Genomic DNA, 15,207 nt, shown 5'->3' on the forward strand with positions numbered 1-15,207 from the left:
GGGGTGTCGGAGGTGCCGACGTAGGCTCGGGCGGTGGAGATCGTGGTGGCCGAGGAGTCCGACGGCGTCCGACTGACCGTCCTCACCGACGGCGTCGCCCCGGCCGCCTCGCTCGTGCCCGCCGAGGAGCTGCCCGCCCGGGTGGCCGAGCTCGAGGCCGCCTCCCACCCTCGGTGGGTGTGGGCGGACACGGCCGCGACGTACGCACGGCTGCTGCGCGCCGGCGTGCGCGTGGAGCGCTGCTTCGACCTGCGGCTGTGCCGCACGATCCTGCGCCGCGCGCTGGACGCTCCCCCGCCGTCGGACCTGTGGGACGGCGCCGAGGAGCCGGAGGACCGGCCCGACGCCCCGCCCACGCTCTTCGCCACGTTCACGCTGCCCGCCGAGGAGGTGCTCGCCGAGCGGCTGCGCCAGCGGGAGGCGGTGGCCGCGAGCGCCGAGCGCGGACGGCTCGCCACGCTGCTCGCCGCCGAGTCCGCCGGGGCACTGATCGCCGCCGAGATGCGCCACGACGGCCTGCCCTGGAGCCGCGCGGCGCACGACCGGCTGCTCACCGAGGCACTCGGCCCGCGCCCGCTGCACGGCGCCCGCCCGCCGGTTCTCGAGGCGCTGGCCGAGGAGGTCCGGACGACCCTTGCCGCCCCCGCACTCAACCCCGACTCCGGCCCCGCCCTGCTGCGTGCCCTGCACGGGGCCGGCATCGCGGTGCAGACGACGCGCAAGTGGGAGCTCGAGCACGTCGACCACCCCGTCGTCGCGCCGCTGCTCGAGTACAAGAGGCTCGCCCGGCTGCACAGCGCGAACGGCTGGGCCTGGGCCGAGGAGTGGGTGCGGCCGGGCCCGACGGGCGCCGGACGCGAGCGGTTCCACCCCGACTACGTGCCCGGCGGCGTCGTCACCGGCCGGTGGGCCACCCGCGGCGGTGGGGCGCTGCAGCTGCCCAAGCAGGTGCGCGGCGCCGTCGTCGCGGACCCGGGGTGGCGGCTCGTCGTCGCCGACGTCGCCCAGCTCGAGCCGCGCGTGCTCGCCGCGATGGCCCGCGACGAGGCGATGGCGCGCGCCGCCCGCGGCGGTGACCTCTACCAGGGGGTCGTGGACCAGGGCGTCATCGAGACCCGTGCCCAGGCGAAGGTCGCGATGCTCGGCGCGCTCTACGGCGCGACGACCGGTCCCGCGGGCGAGCTCGCGCCGCGGCTGCTGCGCGCCTTCCCCCGGGCGACGGCGGTGGTCGAGGGCGCCGCGATGCGCGGTGAGGTCGGGGGCACCGTGCGCACGTGGCTCGGGCGCACCTCACCGCTCCCGCCGCCGGAGTGGAAGGCGGTCCAGGACCGGCAGCACGAGGGCGGCGCCACCGACGAGGACCGCCGTCGCGCCCGGCGCCTGGCCCGCGACTGGGGACGCTTCACGCGCAACTTCGTCGTCCAGGGCACGGCGGCGGAGTGGGCGCTGTGCTGGCTCGCCGACCTGCGCGCCCGGCTGCGGGTGCTCGGCGGCGACGGCGGGGCCGGCCGCAGCCCGCACCTCGTCTTCTTCCTCCACGACGAGGTCATCGTCCACACCCCCGTCGCCCTCGCCGACGAGGTCGCCGAGGCGGTCCGCGAGTCCGCCGCCGGCGCCGGCCGCCTCCTGTTCGGCGACTTCCCGGTCGACTTCCCCCTCGACGTCTCCCTCGTCGACACCTACGCCGACGCCACCTGACGGCCCCCGCAGAATCCAGCTCTCGGCGCAAGGGGGTCGGGGGCGGAGGCCAGGGGTGAGGCGCCAACGCCAGCGCGCGCATACCCCCCTCCCCCGCGACAGCCGAGTTGTGCGCGACAGCCGACTTCCGCACGACAGCCGAGTTCCGCACGACAGCCGACTTCTGCGCGAGAGCGGAGTTGCGCGCGACAGCGGAGTTGTGCGCGACAGCGGAGTTGTGCGCGAGAGCGGAGTTGTGCGCGAGAGCGGAGTTCCGTTCAAAGCGCCCCGGCCGGGCGGGTGTCGGGGGGCGCTGCCAGACTCGGCACCATGCTCTTCGCGCGCCTCGCCGAGACGTCCGCCGCCGTCGCCGCGACGCGCTCACGGCTGGAGAAACGGGCCCTGCTCGCCGCCACCCTGCGCGAGGCCGATGACGCCGAGGTCGACGTCGTCGCGACCTACCTCTCCGGGCGCGTGCGCCAGCGTCGCACCGGCCTGGGGTGGCGCACCCTCGCCGACCTGCCCGCCCCCGCGGCGGCCCCGACCCTCACCCCCACCGAGGTCGACGAGCGGCTCGAACACATCGCCGCCCTGTCCGGCGCCGGCTCCCAGGCAGGCCGGACCGCCGCCGTCGCCGAGCTCTTCGGCGCCCTCACCGCCGACGAGCAGCAGCACCTGCGCGGGCTCGTCCTCGGCGAGGTCCGCCAGGGCGCCCTGGACTCCCTGCTCATCGAGGCCGTCGCGGACGCCGCAGACGTGCCGGTGACCGCGGTCCGCCGGGCGGCGATGTTCAGCGCCCTCACCGGCCCGGTCGCCCGCGCGGCGCTCACCGGCGGCGCCGCGGCACTGGAGGACTTCCGCCCCGCCGTCCTCCAGCCGGTCCGCCCGATGCTCGCCTCCCCCGCCCCGGACCTGACCGCGGCCCTCGCCAAGCTCCGCGACGACGACGGCGAGGTCGTCGCCGCCGACGGCAAGATCGACGGGATCCGGGTCCAGGTGCACAAGGCGGGCGACGAGGTCGCCGTGTTCACCCGCTCCCTGGACGACATCACCGAGCGCGTGCCGGAGATCGTCCAGGTCGTCCGGACGCTGCCTGCCACTGAGCTCATCCTCGACGGGGAGGCCATCGCCCTCGCCGACGACGGCCGCCCGCGCCCCTTCCAGGAGACCGCCTCCCGCACGGGCAGCCACGAGGCGGCCGGCGGCACGACGCCGCTCACCGTCTACTTCTTCGACCTCCTCCACCGCGACGGGACGACGCTCGTCACCGCCCCTGCCCGCGAGCGCCTCGCCGCCCTCGAGGAGGTCGTCCCTGCCTCGGCGCTCGTCCCCCGCCGGGTCTCGGGCGACCCGGCCGAGATCGACGCCTTCTTCCGCGAGATCCTCGCGCGTGGCCACGAGGGCCTCGTCCTCAAGGACCTGTCCGCCCCGTACGACGCCGGGCGCCGCGGGGCCGCGTGGGTCAAGGTCAAGCCGCGCCACACCCTCGACCTCGTCGTCCTCGCGGTGGAGTGGGGCAGCGGACGACGCAGCGGGATGCTCTCCAACATCCACCTCGGCGCCCGCGACGGCGACGGCTTCGTCATGCTCGGCAAGACCTTCAAGGGCATGACCGACGAGATGCTCGCGTGGCAGACCGACCGGTTCCTCGAGCTCGAGACCGGGCGCGCGGGGCACGTCGTCCACGTGCGCCCCGAGCAGGTCGTGGAGATCGCGTTCGACGGCGTGCAGCGCTCCCCGCGCTACCCCGGCGGGGTGGCCCTGCGCTTCGCCCGCGTGCTGCGCTACCGGGAGGACAAGACGGCCGCGGAGGCGGACACCCTGGACGCAGTCCGCGCCGTCGCCGGCACCCGCGAGGCGGACGAGACGGCGCCCGGCGCGCCGGGACCGTGACCCGGGCCTAGCCTGTGGACGTCGGCTCGTCCATCGGGGGTACGCATGAGCCCGTTCATCAGCGTCCTGTTCCGCGCGATACCGCTCGTCATGGGAGCGGTGTGCCTCGCGTTCGGGCTCTACGTCCTGTCCGGCGGTGACGACCCGGCCCACGTCGTGGCGGGGCACGTGAACATCGCCCTCACCGCGATCTGCATCGCCCTGTTCACCACCGCTGCGACGATCATCCGCCAGCTCGTCCACCGGTACGGGCGTGTGTGGGAGATCGTCCTCCCCACGCTCGGCTACGCGGTCGCGCTGGCGACGGTCATCTGGGGGGTGACGGTCATCCAGCGCGGCAGCGAGACCGAGTACGTCGTCGCGGGGCACGTCATGCTCGGCATCGGGTTCATCGCCGCGTGCGTGAGCACCGTGGCGACGGCGTCGACGAAGTTCACGCTCATCCAGCGCAGCGCGAAACTCGCCCCGGGCAGCGGCCCGCCCGACGGCGCGTACTCCCGCGGCGTCGGGGCGGTGCTCATCGCGATCCCGGCGGTCCTCGCCATCGTCGGCCTCGCCGTCTCCGCGACGCTCTACGCCCGTGGCGGCGCGGACGCCCTCGTCGCCGCGCACGTCCTCACCGGTCTGTCCGTCATCTGCTCCGCGCTCATCGCGCTGGTGGCGAGCATCGTGCGCCAGGTCCGCAACGAGTTCGGCGACGCGGAGCGCTACCGGTGGACCTGGTGGGTGGTGGCGATGGGGACGGTCAACGTCGTCCTCGGGGTCTGGGTCCTGCTCGCCTCGGACGACCCCGCCCGGCTCGCGCCGGGGACCGTGCTGATCGGCCTCGGGCTCATCTGCTTCAGCATCCTGTCCAAGGTGGTGCTGCTCGCGCTCGTGTGGCGCCAGGTGTTCGCCCTGGCCAACCGGATCCCGATCATCCCGATCGGCACCGCGCTCGCCTGCCTGTTCTTCGCGGCCTTCCTCTTCGAGGCGACGACGACGCAGCCGGGCTTCTTCGTCGGGGCGCACGTGCTCGTCGGGCTGGGCGCCGTGTGCTTCACGCTGTTCTCGATCGTCTCCATCCTCGAGGCCGGCACGTCGTCGTCCTAGGAGACCTAGGAGACCCATTGACAGGCAAGTAGCGACTTGCCTATAAAGATCGTCATGGACGACGACCCCGTCCTGTTCAAGGCGATCAGCGATCCCACCCGGCGCGCGATCCTCGACGAGCTCGTCGAGCGCGACAGTCAGACGCTCTTCGAGATCTGCACCCGCCTGGCGATGAAGCACGGCTCGACGTCCTCGCGCCAGGCCGTCTCCCAGCACCTCGCCGTGCTCGAGGAGGCGGGCCTGCTCCACACCCGGCGCGAGGGCCGCTACAAGCTCCACGACCTCGACACCCGGCCGCTGCGCTCCATCGCCGAGCGCTGGCCCGCCAGACAGGAGACCGACCGATGATCCGCATCAGCCACACGAGCGTCCTCGTCGACGACCAGGCCAAGGCGCTGGAGTTCTACACCGGGAAGCTCGGCTTCACGAAGAGGACGGACGTGCCCGTCGGTGAGGCACGCTGGCTCACCGTCGTCTCCCCCGCCGCACCCGACGGCGTCGAGCTCCTCCTCGAGCCGGACGGCCACCCGGCCGCGCGGGCGTTCAAGGAGGCGCTCGTCGCCGACGGCATCCCGTGGACCCAGTTCGCCGTCGACGACGTCGCCGCGGAGGTCGAGCGTCTCCAGGGGCTGGGCGTGGAGTTCGTCCAGGAGGCGACCGACCTCGGTCCGGTCGTCGTCGCCGTCCTGGACGACACGTGCGGCAACCTCGTCCAGCTCGCCCAGCTCAAGGGCTAGGGGAAGGGCCGGGCCACCGGGGTGTGGTCGCGCGAGACCCACACGTCGCCCGGCAGGTCGCCGGGCAGCAGCGGGTTCCCGCGGCCGAGCAGCGCGCCGAGGTCGTCCTGGCGGAACTGCTCGTAGTCGCGCAGCGCGCCGATCGCCCACCTGCCGAGCGTGACGATGGCGACGAGGTTGACGATCGCCATGAGGCCCATGGCGATGTCGGCGACCGTCCACACGAGCGCGAGCTCGGCGAGTGCCCCGACGAGCACCGCGAGGGTGACGAGCGTGCGCAGCGCGAGGGAGGCCCAGCGCCGGCTGGAGAGGAAGTCGACGTTGACCTCGGCGTAGGTGAAGTTGCCGAGGATCGAGGAGAACGCGAAGACGAAGATGAGCACGGTCATCGGCAGCGTCACCCATTCTCCGAGCGAGTCGGCAGCGGCGAGCTGGGTGAGCGCTGCGCCCTGCCCCTCGTGGGTCTCCCCCGGGGAGTACACCGACGGCCCGGAGAGCAGGATGATGAACGCCGTCGCCGAGGAGACGAGGATCGTGTCGACGAAGACGCCGAGGGACTGGATGAGCCCCTGCTGGACGGGGTGGCGCACGGTGGCGGTCGCGGCAGCGTTGGGCGCCGAGCCCATGCCTGCCTCGTTGGAGAACAGCCCGCGCCGGGCGCCGTTGAGGACGGCGGCGAGCAACCCCCCGCCGGTGCCCGCGAGCGCCTCGTCCAGCCCGAGGGCGCCGCGCACGATCATCCCGACGACGTCGGGCAGCGCGCCGAGGTTGAGGACGATGACCGACACCGCGATGAGGATGTAGACCAGCGCCATGAGCGGGGCGAGCAGCTCGGCGACCCGCGCGACGGCGCGGATGCCGCCGAAGACGACGGGCACGACGAGGAGGACGAGCAGCACGGCGGTGACCCACGCGGGCACGCCGTGGGCGGAGTCCAGGGTGGCGGCGATGGTGTTCGCCTGGACCATCTCGAAGGCGAAGCCGAAGACGAAGATGAGCAGGACGGCGAAGACCGCGCCCCACCCGCGCGAGCCGAGGCCGCGCTGGATGTAGAAGGCGGGACCGCCGCGGAAGGTGCCGTCGCGCCAGCGGACCTTGAACATCTGGGCGAGGGTGGCCTCGACGAACGCGGTGGCCATGCCGAGGAGCGCGACGACCCACATCCAGAAGATCGCGCCCGGCCCCCCGAGGGTGAGCGCGATGGCGACGCCGGCGATGTTGCCCGTCCCCACCCGGGAGCTGATGCCGATCGCGAACGCCTGGAAGGAGCTGATGCCACCGTAGCTGCCCTCCCGCGAGCGCAGGATGACCGTGATCATGCGGGTGAAGAACCGGACCTGGACGGCCCGGGTGCGGATGGTGAAGTACAGGCCGGCACCGACGAGCAGGGCGATGAGCACGTAGGTGTACAGCCCGTTGCTGACGTCCTGCAGGACGTTGTTGAGCGTCTCCAACGGTCCTCTCCCGCGGGCGGTGGCCGCCGCCAGGACGGACGACCTGGTGCGGAACGCTACCCCTGGCGGGCCGAGTCGGCGCGCCGGGACCGCTTCCCGCCGCCCGTCCGCTCCCGCGCGGAGGACCCGTCGCCGGGCCGGCCACCGGCGGCCGGGCGGCGCGGGAAGCGCAGCACGGTGACGGCGAAGACGAGCGGGACGAGCGCCGCGAGGAGGAGGCCGGTGCGCAGTCCCGAGCCGCCGTCGTCGGGCAGGGCCGCGGCCAGGCCGGCGAGGCCGCCGCCCGCCGCCTCGGCCAGCCCGCCGACGGCCGCCGGCCCGGCGGCCCCGCCCGCGTCCCCCGCGAGGGCGAGGACGGCGAACATCGCCGCGCCGCCGAAGGGGAAGCGGGCCGCGGTGAGGGAGAAGGTGCCCGGCCACAGGAGGCTGACCATGAACCCGCACGCCGCGCACGCGAGGAGGCTGACGGCGGTGACGCTGCTCGTGGCGGCCAGGACGTAGCAGGCCGCGGCGCCCAGGCTCATGACCGCGAGCGTGCGGCGCAGGTCCAGGCCCTGGCCCCACATCCCGTAGGCGAAGCGGCCCGCGCCCATGAGCAGGGCGAAGAGGCCGGGACCGAGGAGGTCACCGACCTCCTTGCCCACCCCGATCCCCTGCTCGGCGAAGAACGAGGACCACTGGACCATGGTGAGCTCGGCGGCGCCGCCGGTCATCATGAGGACGAGCGCGGCGAGGAACAGCGGCGTGCCGAGCAGCCCGCGCACGGGGGTGCGGTGCTCGTCGGGCACCGTCGCGGGCAGCGGGACGCGGGCGAAGACGACGGTGTTGACGAGCGGGACGAGAGCCCACACGAGCGGCAGCAGCGTCCACGACCCCGCCCCCACGAGCCCGAGGAGCACGGTGCTCACGACCACCGTGGCGAGCTGGCCCCAGCAGTAGAAGGAGTGGAGCAGGGCCATGCCGGAGGCCTTCTCCTCGGCGGCGCCGGGCAGGTGCTCGACGATCGGGCTGACGAGCACCTCGAGCAGCCCGCCGCCGACGGCGTAGACGGTGACGGCGAGGCACAGCCCGAGGAACGGGTCGCCGAGGGCGCCCGGCAGCACGGCGAGGAGCACGAGCCCGACGGTCGCCAGGACGTGCGCCAGGACGATGGGCCGGCGGTAGCCGACCTTGTCGACGACGAACATCGCGACGAGGTCGGTGAGCAGCTGCACCCCGAAGTTGAGGGAGGCGAGCAGGCCGAGCTGGGCGACCGGGATGTCGTACTGGGTGTGGAAGACGACGAACAGCAGCGGGGCGAGGTTGTTGACGATCGCCTGGACGACGTAGCCGGTGTACCCGGCGCGTCGGGTGCCGACGTAGGCGCGCGGCGCGGTGTCCTGGGTCATCGGCTCCGTCCTCGGGGTGTGGGGCTGTGCCCGCTCACGCTACGGCCCCGCGGTGCAGGATCCAGCGATCGGCGGGACAGGAGTGGTCGCCGTGCCGCGCGAGCGCCACGTCCGGCCGTGCGGGCGCCAGGTCCGGCCGCGCGGGGGGCCGGAGCGGTCGCGCGACCTCTGCGAGACTTGCCCCGTGACGACCCACGAGCTCAACGCCCTGCTGGACCGCCTCGACGACGAGGCCGGCGAGGGCGGGGACCTCGATCCCGACGCCCTCTACGAGGGGTTCGCCGCGTGGGCCGAGGGCACCGGTCGTCCGCTCTACCCCCACCAGGAGGAGGCGCTCCTGGAGATCGCGACCGGCTCGCACGTCATCGTCTCCACCCCCACCGGCTCGGGGAAGACGATGATCGCCCTCGCCGCGCACACCGTGGCCCTGGCGCGCGGGCAGCGCACGTACTACACCGCCCCGCTCAAGGCGCTGGTGAGCGAGAAGTTCTTCGACCTCGTCTCGCTGTTCGGCTCGCGCAACGTCGGCATGGTCACCGGTGACTCGGCGATCAACCCCGAGGCGCCGATCATCTGCTGCACCGCGGAGATCCTCGCCAACCAGGCGCTGCGCGAGGGCGCGGCGACCGACGTCGGCGTCGTCGTCATGGACGAGTTCCACTTCTACGCCGACCCGCAGCGCGGCTGGGCGTGGCAGGTCCCGCTCCTCGAGCTGACGAACGCCCAGTTCGTCCTCATGTCCGGCACCCTGGGTGACGTCTCCTTCTTCGAGCGCGACCTCGCCCGGCGCACGGGCCGGGAGGTCGCCGTCGTCGCCGACGCCGAGCGTCCCGTCCCGCTGACCTTCGACTACTCCCTCGAGCCGATCCAGGACCTCCTCGTCCGGCTCGTGCAGCAGGGCCGCTCCCCTGTGTACGTCGTCCACTTCGCGCAGAAGGACGCCGTCGAGCGGGCGCAGTCGCTCACCTCGGTCAACATCGCCTCCCGCGAGCGCCGCGCGGAGATCGCCGCGGCGATCGGCGACTTCCGCTTCGCCAACGGCTTCGGCCAGACGCTCTCCCGGCTGCTGCGCGTGGGCATCGGGGTCCACCACGCGGGGATGCTGCCGCGCTACCGGCGGCTCGTCGAGCGCCTCACGCAGGCCGGGCTGCTCGCCGTCGTCTGCGGCACCGACACCCTGGGCGTGGGCATCAACGTGCCGATCCGCACGGTCGTGCTCACGTCGCTGACGAAGTTCGACGGCGAGCGCTCGCGCCACCTCACGGCGCGCGAGTTCCACCAGATCGCCGGACGGGCCGGCCGCGCCGGGTTCGACACGACCGGGGAGGTCGTCGTCCAGGCGCCCGAGCACGTCATCGAGAACGCCAAGGCGCTGGCCAAGGCGGGCGACGACGAGAAGAAGCGCCGCAAGATCGTGCGGAAGAAGGCGCCGGTCGGCCTCGTCAACTGGACCGACAAGACGTTCGAGCGGCTGCGTGACGCCGAGCCCGAGGCGCTGACCAGCCAGTTCTCCGTCACCCACACGATGGTGCTCTCGGTCATGGCCCGCCCGGGCGACCCGGTGCAGGCGATGTACAAGCTGCTCACCGACAACCACGAGCCGCCGACGGCGTGGAACCCGCACCTGCGCCGGGCGGCGGAGATCTACCGCTCGCTCAAGGCGGCCGGCGTCGTCGAGCACGCCGACGCCGCGTGGCGCCGCGCCCACCCCGGCGAGCCCTACGTCCGCCTCACCGTGGACCTGCCGCGCGAGTTCGCGCTCAACGCGCCGCTGTCGCCGTTCGCGCTGGCGGCCATCGACCTGCTCGACGAGGACTCCCCCGACTTCGCCCTCGACGTCGTCTCGGTCATCGAGGCCACCCTCGAGAGCCCGCGCCCGCTCCTGTACGCCCAGCAGCGCCACGCGCGCGGCGAGGCGATCGGGGCGATGAAGGCCGAGGGCATGGAGTACGAGGAGCGGATGGAGGCGCTGGAGGAGATCACCTGGCCCCGCCCGCTCGCCGACGTCCTCGAGGCGGCGCTGGCGACCTACCGGCAGACCAACCCGTGGGTGGTCGGCTACGAGCTCCAGCCGAAGTCGGTGGTGCGCGAGATGGTGGAGAACGCGATGACGTTCTCCGAGCTGGTCTCGCGCTACGACGTCGGCCGTTCGGAGGGGGTCGTGCTGCGCTACCTCACCGACGCCTACCGGGCGCTGCGCCAGGTGGTCCCCGACCGCGCCCGCACCGAGGAGGTCGAGGAGATCATCACCTGGCTCGGTGACCACGTGCGCTCGATCGACTCCAGCCTCCTCGACGAGTGGGAGTCGCTGTCGAGCGGCGCGCTGTCCCCCGGGGAGCCGACCACGGACACCGCCGACGTCGTCGAGCGCCGCTTCGGGGAGGGCCCCGACGGCGAGCCGGTCGCCTTCACCCGTAACCGCCACGCCTTCCGGGTGGCCGTGCGCAGGGCGATGTTCACCCGGGTGGAGCTGCTCGCCCGCGAGCACTACGAGCCGCTCGGTGCGATGCACGCGGCCGACGGCTGGGACGCCGCCCGGTGGGAGGCGGCGATGGACCCGTACTGGCAGGACTACGACTGGCTCGGCACCGACGCGTCGGCCCGCTCCTCCGGCATGGCGACCGTGGACGAGCATCCCTCGCGCGAGGACCTGCTGCGCGCCGGCCTGCCGGAGGACGACGACGCCGCCCTCGACCGCGCGGCTCAGGGCCGGCTGTGGCTCGTGCGCCAGACGCTGGAGGACCCCGAGGGCGACCACGACTGGGGCATCTGGGCGACCGTCGACCTCGACGCCAGCGACGAGGCGGGCGGCGCCGTCGTGCGCATCCTCGCGGTCGGTCCGCGATGAGCCGGCACCGAGCGCGCGTCTCCCGCGCGAGCGCGGGTGGCACGGCGCCCGCGCTCGGCGAGCTCACCCGCGGTCGGGTGGCCGGGGCCGCGCGGTGAGCCGGAACCGGCCGGCGGGGACGCCGGCGTTGCGGGCGCTGGGGGCCGCGGAGGTCGCCCACACGGTGCGCGAGTACGCGCACGACCCGCGCAGCGAGCTGTCCTACGGCCTGGAGGCGGCACATGCGCTCGGGGTCGATCCGGCGCGGGTGCTCAAGACGCTCGTCGCCGACGTCGACGGCCGGCTCGTCGTGGCCGTCGTGCCCGTGTCCGGCGAGCTGGACCTCAAGGCGCTCGCCGCGGCGGTGGGCGGCAAGCGGGCGGTGATGGCGGACAAGGCCGCGGCGGAGCGGGCAACGGGCTACGTCGTCGGGGGCATCTCCCCGCTCGGGCAGCGCCAGCGCCTGCCCGTCGTCGTCGACTCCACCGCCCTGGACCACGCGACGGTGCTGGTGAGCGCCGGGCGTCGCGGGGTGGACGTCGAGCTCGCGCCCGCCGACCTCCTCGCGCTCACCGGCGCGAGCACCGCCCGGCTGGGCCGGCCGTGAGCCGCCGCCGCGCATGGACAATCCCCGAGCCGGACGTCCCGCCGCACCTGGAGCCGGCCGACGTCGCGGACCTCGACGACGCGACCGTCTCCGCCGTCGACCTCACCGGCGCCGTGGTGCCCGGGCTGCGCGAGGCGCAGGTGGACGGCAGCGACCTGAGCCGGATCCGTGCGGGCTCTGCCCGGTGGGAGCGGGTGACGCTCGCGGACTGCCGCCTGGATGGCGCGGACCTCGCCAACCTCGTGTGGCGCGACGGCTCGCTGCTGCGCTGCTCGCTGCGCGAGGTGCGGATGACCGGCGCACTGCTCGCCCGGGTGCGGCTGCGCTCGGTGCTGCTCGAGGGCGCCCAGGCGACGCTGACGACGTGGCAGGGCGTCCGGATGCGCAGCGTCGTGCTGCGCGGCTGCGACCTGCGCGAGGCGACGTTCCACGACACGGTGCTCGAGGACGTGCTCCTCGAGGACTGTGTGCTCAGCGGGGCGCAGCTGTCCGGCCTGCAGTGCCGCGACGTCCAGCTGCGCGGCTGCCGGCTCGACGGCGTGGCCGGGGTGGGGGCGCTGCGCGGCGCCCGGCTCGCCGAGGAGGACGCGGCGGCGCTGCTGCCCGCCCTCGCCCGCGAGCTCGGCATCGCCATCGGCGGCTGAGCGGCGGGGCCAGGGCCGGTTGTCCGCCTCGACGTCCGGCATTCCGCGACGCACCGGACGTGCCAGGGCCCTACGTCCCATCGCAAGGACCATCGTCACTGGACGTCCCGGCCCGCCGCGCGGGAGGCTGGGCGCACACCGACGTCAGGGAGGCCACCATGCCCAAGCAGAAGCAGAAGCAGAAGAAGCAGTGGAAGGACATGAGTGGCCCGCAGCGGGGCGTGGCGATCGCCATGGGGTCGGTGCAGCTCGCGCTGGCCGTCTCCGCGTGGGCGGACCTCGCCACCCGTCCGAAGGCCGAGGTCAACGGCAAGAAGGGCATCTGGGCGCTGGTCATCGCGGTCAACTGGGTGGGCCCGGTCGCCTACTTCGTCAAGGGCCGCAAGAAGTCCTGATGTCCGTCGTCAAGATCAACGCCATCTCCGTCCCGGAGGGCGCCGGGCCCGAGCTCGAGGCGCGCTTCGCCGCGCGCAAGCACGCCGTCGACTCCGCACCGGGCTTCGAGGGCTTCCAGCTGCTGCGGCCGGTGGCCGGGGAGGACCGGTACTTCGTCGTCACCACGTGGGCGAGCCAGGCCGACTTCGAGGCGTGGCGCGACTCGCGGGAGTTCGGCGCGGGTCACGGCGGGGGCGGCCGGCCGGTCGCCTCGGGCGCGGACCTCCTGGAGTTCGAGGTCGTCGACCTGTAGCCCTCACCCGCCGCCGACGTGGATGGTCGGGCGCCGGCGCGGGTCGGGCTCCACACGCCGCAGGATCTCGCGGACCATGATCGGGGTGTCCCCCTGCCCGAGGAACAGGAAGCGCAGCAGGTGGTGGACCGGTGAGCCCTCGGACCACGCGAAGTAGCAGTGCGGCCGGGTCCCGGTGGCGGCGGCGAGCGCGAGGAGGATCCCGGCGATCGCGTTGGGCACGGCGGGGCTGTGCACCTGGAGCACCCGGTAGCCCGAGACCTGCACGCCGTGGACGCGCAGGTCCTCGCTGAAGCGTGACGGGTCATCGACGACGACCTCGAGGAACAGCTCGTGGGCGCCGCTGGGCAGCGGGTTGAGCCAGTGCTGCTCGCTCTCCTTGTCCACGTAGCGTTGCTGCCCGCCGCGGAGCGGCTTCTTCGCGACGACGTACAGCGTCCCGTCGTGGCGCAGCGCGTCGGCGATGTAGCGGCGGGCCGCGTCGTCGAGGGTGATGGTGCCGACGCGCAGCTCGATGGTGCGCGCCGCCCGGGAGACGAGGGAGGTGACGACGATGACGCCGACGAAGACCGCGGCGATCGCGATGCCGTCGGGGTGCAGGACGATGTTGTCGACGAGCGCGTACCCGAGCGCGAGGGACAGCAGGCCGAAGCCGGCGGTGGCCCTGCGCCGTCGTCGGCGGCGGGCGGAGATCGTGACGGCGACGGCGGCCGAGGCCATCATCGCGAGGATGCCGGTGGCGTAGGCACCGGCCTGGGTGTCGACGTCGGCGCGGAAGATCACGGTGAGGACGACGGCGAGCGCACCGTAGACGAGGACGACGGGCCGCACCGCCCGCCCCCACTCGGGCACCATGCCGTAGGCCGGCAGGTAGCGCGGGACGATGTTGATGAGCCCGGCCATGGCCGAGGCGCCGGCGAACCAGAGGATGAGGATCGTGCTGATGTCGTAGAGGGTGCCGAAGCCCTCCCCGAGCAGCCCGTGGGCGAGGTAGGCCAGGGCGCGGCCGTTCGCCTCGCCGCCGGGCGCGAACTCCTCGGGCGGGATGAGGAGGGTGGTGACGAGGCTGGTGGCGAGGAGGTAGGCGGACATGATGAGCGCCGCCGTCGTGAGCAGGGTCTGGGTGTTGTGCACCCGCCCGCGCACGCCGCGCCGGTCCCCGCCGTCGACGAGCGGCATCATGCTCACGCCCGTCTCGAACCCGGACAGCCCGAGGATGAGGAGCGGGAAGGCGAGGACGACGTCGGAGATCCCGGTGGTGAGCGGGGTGGTGGTGACGAGCTGCCACCAGGAGCTCGTCACGCCCTGCCGGTCGGCGAGCTCGACCGCGCTCGCGCCGATGACGACGACGTTGAGCACGAGGAAGAGCCCGACGACGGGGATCGCGAGGGAGATCGCCTCGGTGAACCCGAGGAGGAACACACCGACGAGGACGACGAGCAGGACGACGGTGACGGCGACGGCGTGCCCCTCGAGCACGTCCGGGGCGAGCGGGCTCTCCAGCACGTGGACGGTGGCGTCGGCGGCGGAGAGGGTGATGGTGACGATCCACGACGTGACGACGAACCCGAGCAGCGCGAGGACGAAGAACTTGCCCCGCCAGAACGGCAGGAGGTGCTCGAGCATGGCGATGGAGCCCTGGCCGTGCGGGCTCTCGCGGGCCACCTGCCGGTACATCGGCAGCACCCCGAAGAGGGTAAGCCCGACGATGACGAGGGTGGCCAGCGGGGAGAGCGCGCCGGCGGTGAGGGCGGCGATGCCGGGCAGGTAGGCGAGGGTGGAGAAGTAGTCGAGGCCGGTGAGGCACATGACCTTCCACCACGCGTGGGTGCGCTGGGCGGGGCTGGGTGTCTGCGGCCCGGCGGGTGAGACCTCGTGGCGCAGCAGCCAGCCGACGACGGCGTTGCGCGGGGCGGGCCGGCGCACCGGGCTGGGGAGCCGGTTGGGAATGCGGGACTGCGCGGCGGGGGCGCCGTGGCTCGTCCTCGTGCGTTCCGAGCGTCGCAGCTGACGAGGTGCTGCGCCGTCGGGTCCATGGACCACGGCGTGACTGTACGCCTCGCCGGGGCGGGGCGCTACGGGGTGTTGACACCGATGTCGGCGGGTCCTGGCGAGGGCCACCGGGCCGTGCTCGGGACCGCCGGAGGTGCGTGCCGAGACCCCTTCCCCCAGGGTCCACGGCGCCCTACGGTGGGGCTTG

The 15,207-nt window shown here is 73.7% G+C and carries 13 protein-coding genes; 10 read left to right on the top strand and 3 right to left on the bottom strand.

Annotation, left to right across the window (positions count from 1 at the left end; translation table 11 throughout):
* The first annotated feature begins 33 nt into the window (after window positions 1-33).
* From FHE66_RS02640 to FHE66_RS02660, 5 genes are all read left to right on the top strand, one after another.
* Window positions 34-1,698, top strand: a complete 1,665-nt coding sequence (locus FHE66_RS02640) for a bifunctional 3'-5' exonuclease/DNA polymerase (RefSeq protein WP_139071439.1) — start codon at window positions 34-36, stop codon at window positions 1,696-1,698.
* A gap of 309 nt (window positions 1,699-2,007) precedes the next feature.
* The gene (locus tag FHE66_RS02645) at window positions 2,008-3,570 is read left to right on the top strand and encodes an ATP-dependent DNA ligase (protein WP_139071440.1); all 1,563 of its coding nucleotides are present in this window, start codon (window positions 2,008-2,010) and stop codon (window positions 3,568-3,570) included.
* Window positions 3,571-3,615: 45 nt separating this feature from the next.
* Window positions 3,616-4,662, top strand: a complete 1,047-nt coding sequence (locus tag FHE66_RS02650) for a DUF2776 family protein (protein ID WP_139071441.1) — start codon at window positions 3,616-3,618, stop codon at window positions 4,660-4,662.
* Between the two features lie 54 nt (window positions 4,663-4,716).
* Window positions 4,717-5,010, top strand: coding sequence for a helix-turn-helix transcriptional regulator (locus tag FHE66_RS02655; RefSeq protein WP_139071442.1), 294 nt, complete (start codon window positions 4,717-4,719; stop codon window positions 5,008-5,010).
* Window positions 5,007-5,399 carry a VOC family protein gene (locus FHE66_RS02660; RefSeq protein WP_139071443.1) on the top strand — a complete coding sequence of 131 codons (393 nt, stop codon included), beginning with the start codon at window positions 5,007-5,009 and terminating at the stop codon, window positions 5,397-5,399. Before FHE66_RS02655 ends, FHE66_RS02660 begins: the two co-directional genes overlap by 4 nt.
* Here the strand turns inward: FHE66_RS02660 and FHE66_RS02665 are convergent.
* Window positions 5,396-6,853, bottom strand: coding sequence for a sodium:alanine symporter family protein (locus tag FHE66_RS02665; RefSeq protein ID WP_139071444.1), 1,458 nt, complete (start codon window positions 6,851-6,853; stop codon window positions 5,396-5,398). The genes FHE66_RS02660 and FHE66_RS02665 overlap by 4 nt on opposite strands.
* Before the next feature lie 56 nt (window positions 6,854-6,909).
* The gene (locus tag FHE66_RS02670; protein ID WP_139071445.1) at window positions 6,910-8,241 is read right to left on the bottom strand and encodes a sugar MFS transporter; all 1,332 of its coding nucleotides are present in this window, start codon (window positions 8,239-8,241) and stop codon (window positions 6,910-6,912) included.
* 211 nt (window positions 8,242-8,452) lie between these two features.
* Between FHE66_RS02670 and FHE66_RS02675 the strand changes: the two genes are divergently transcribed.
* The 5 genes from FHE66_RS02675 to FHE66_RS02695 all read left to right on the top strand — a co-directional run bounded on the left by FHE66_RS02675 (window position 8,453) and on the right by FHE66_RS02695 (window position 13,007).
* Window positions 8,453-11,089, top strand: a complete 2,637-nt coding sequence (locus tag FHE66_RS02675) for an RNA helicase (RefSeq protein ID WP_218013595.1) — start codon at window positions 8,453-8,455, stop codon at window positions 11,087-11,089.
* Between the two features lie 94 nt (window positions 11,090-11,183).
* Entirely contained in the window at window positions 11,184-11,675 is a 492-nt protein-coding gene (ybaK, locus tag FHE66_RS02680) for a Cys-tRNA(Pro) deacylase (protein ID WP_139071447.1), read from the top strand.
* On the top strand, window positions 11,672-12,319 hold the full coding sequence (locus tag FHE66_RS02685; protein WP_139071448.1) for a pentapeptide repeat-containing protein: 648 nt from the start codon (window positions 11,672-11,674) through the stop codon (window positions 12,317-12,319). Before ybaK ends, FHE66_RS02685 begins: the two co-directional genes overlap by 4 nt.
* Before the next feature lie 158 nt (window positions 12,320-12,477).
* Window positions 12,478-12,714: a PLD nuclease N-terminal domain-containing protein gene (locus FHE66_RS02690; RefSeq protein WP_139071449.1), complete on the top strand. Its 237-nt coding sequence runs from the start codon at window positions 12,478-12,480 to the stop codon at window positions 12,712-12,714.
* Entirely contained in the window at window positions 12,714-13,007 is a 294-nt protein-coding gene (locus FHE66_RS02695; protein ID WP_139071450.1) for an antibiotic biosynthesis monooxygenase, read from the top strand. Before FHE66_RS02690 ends, FHE66_RS02695 begins: the two co-directional genes overlap by 1 nt.
* A gap of 3 nt (window positions 13,008-13,010) precedes the next feature.
* On the opposite strand, the gene FHE66_RS02700 is transcribed toward FHE66_RS02695, so the two are convergent.
* The gene (locus tag FHE66_RS02700) at window positions 13,011-15,050 is read right to left on the bottom strand and encodes an amino acid transporter (protein ID WP_230976419.1); all 2,040 of its coding nucleotides are present in this window, start codon (window positions 15,048-15,050) and stop codon (window positions 13,011-13,013) included.
* Window positions 15,051-15,207: the final 157 nt, after the last annotated feature.

This window comes from Georgenia sp. 311, assembly GCF_006151955.1.
In the GTDB taxonomy this organism is placed as follows: domain Bacteria; phylum Actinomycetota; class Actinomycetes; order Actinomycetales; family Actinomycetaceae; genus Oceanitalea; species Oceanitalea wutianyii.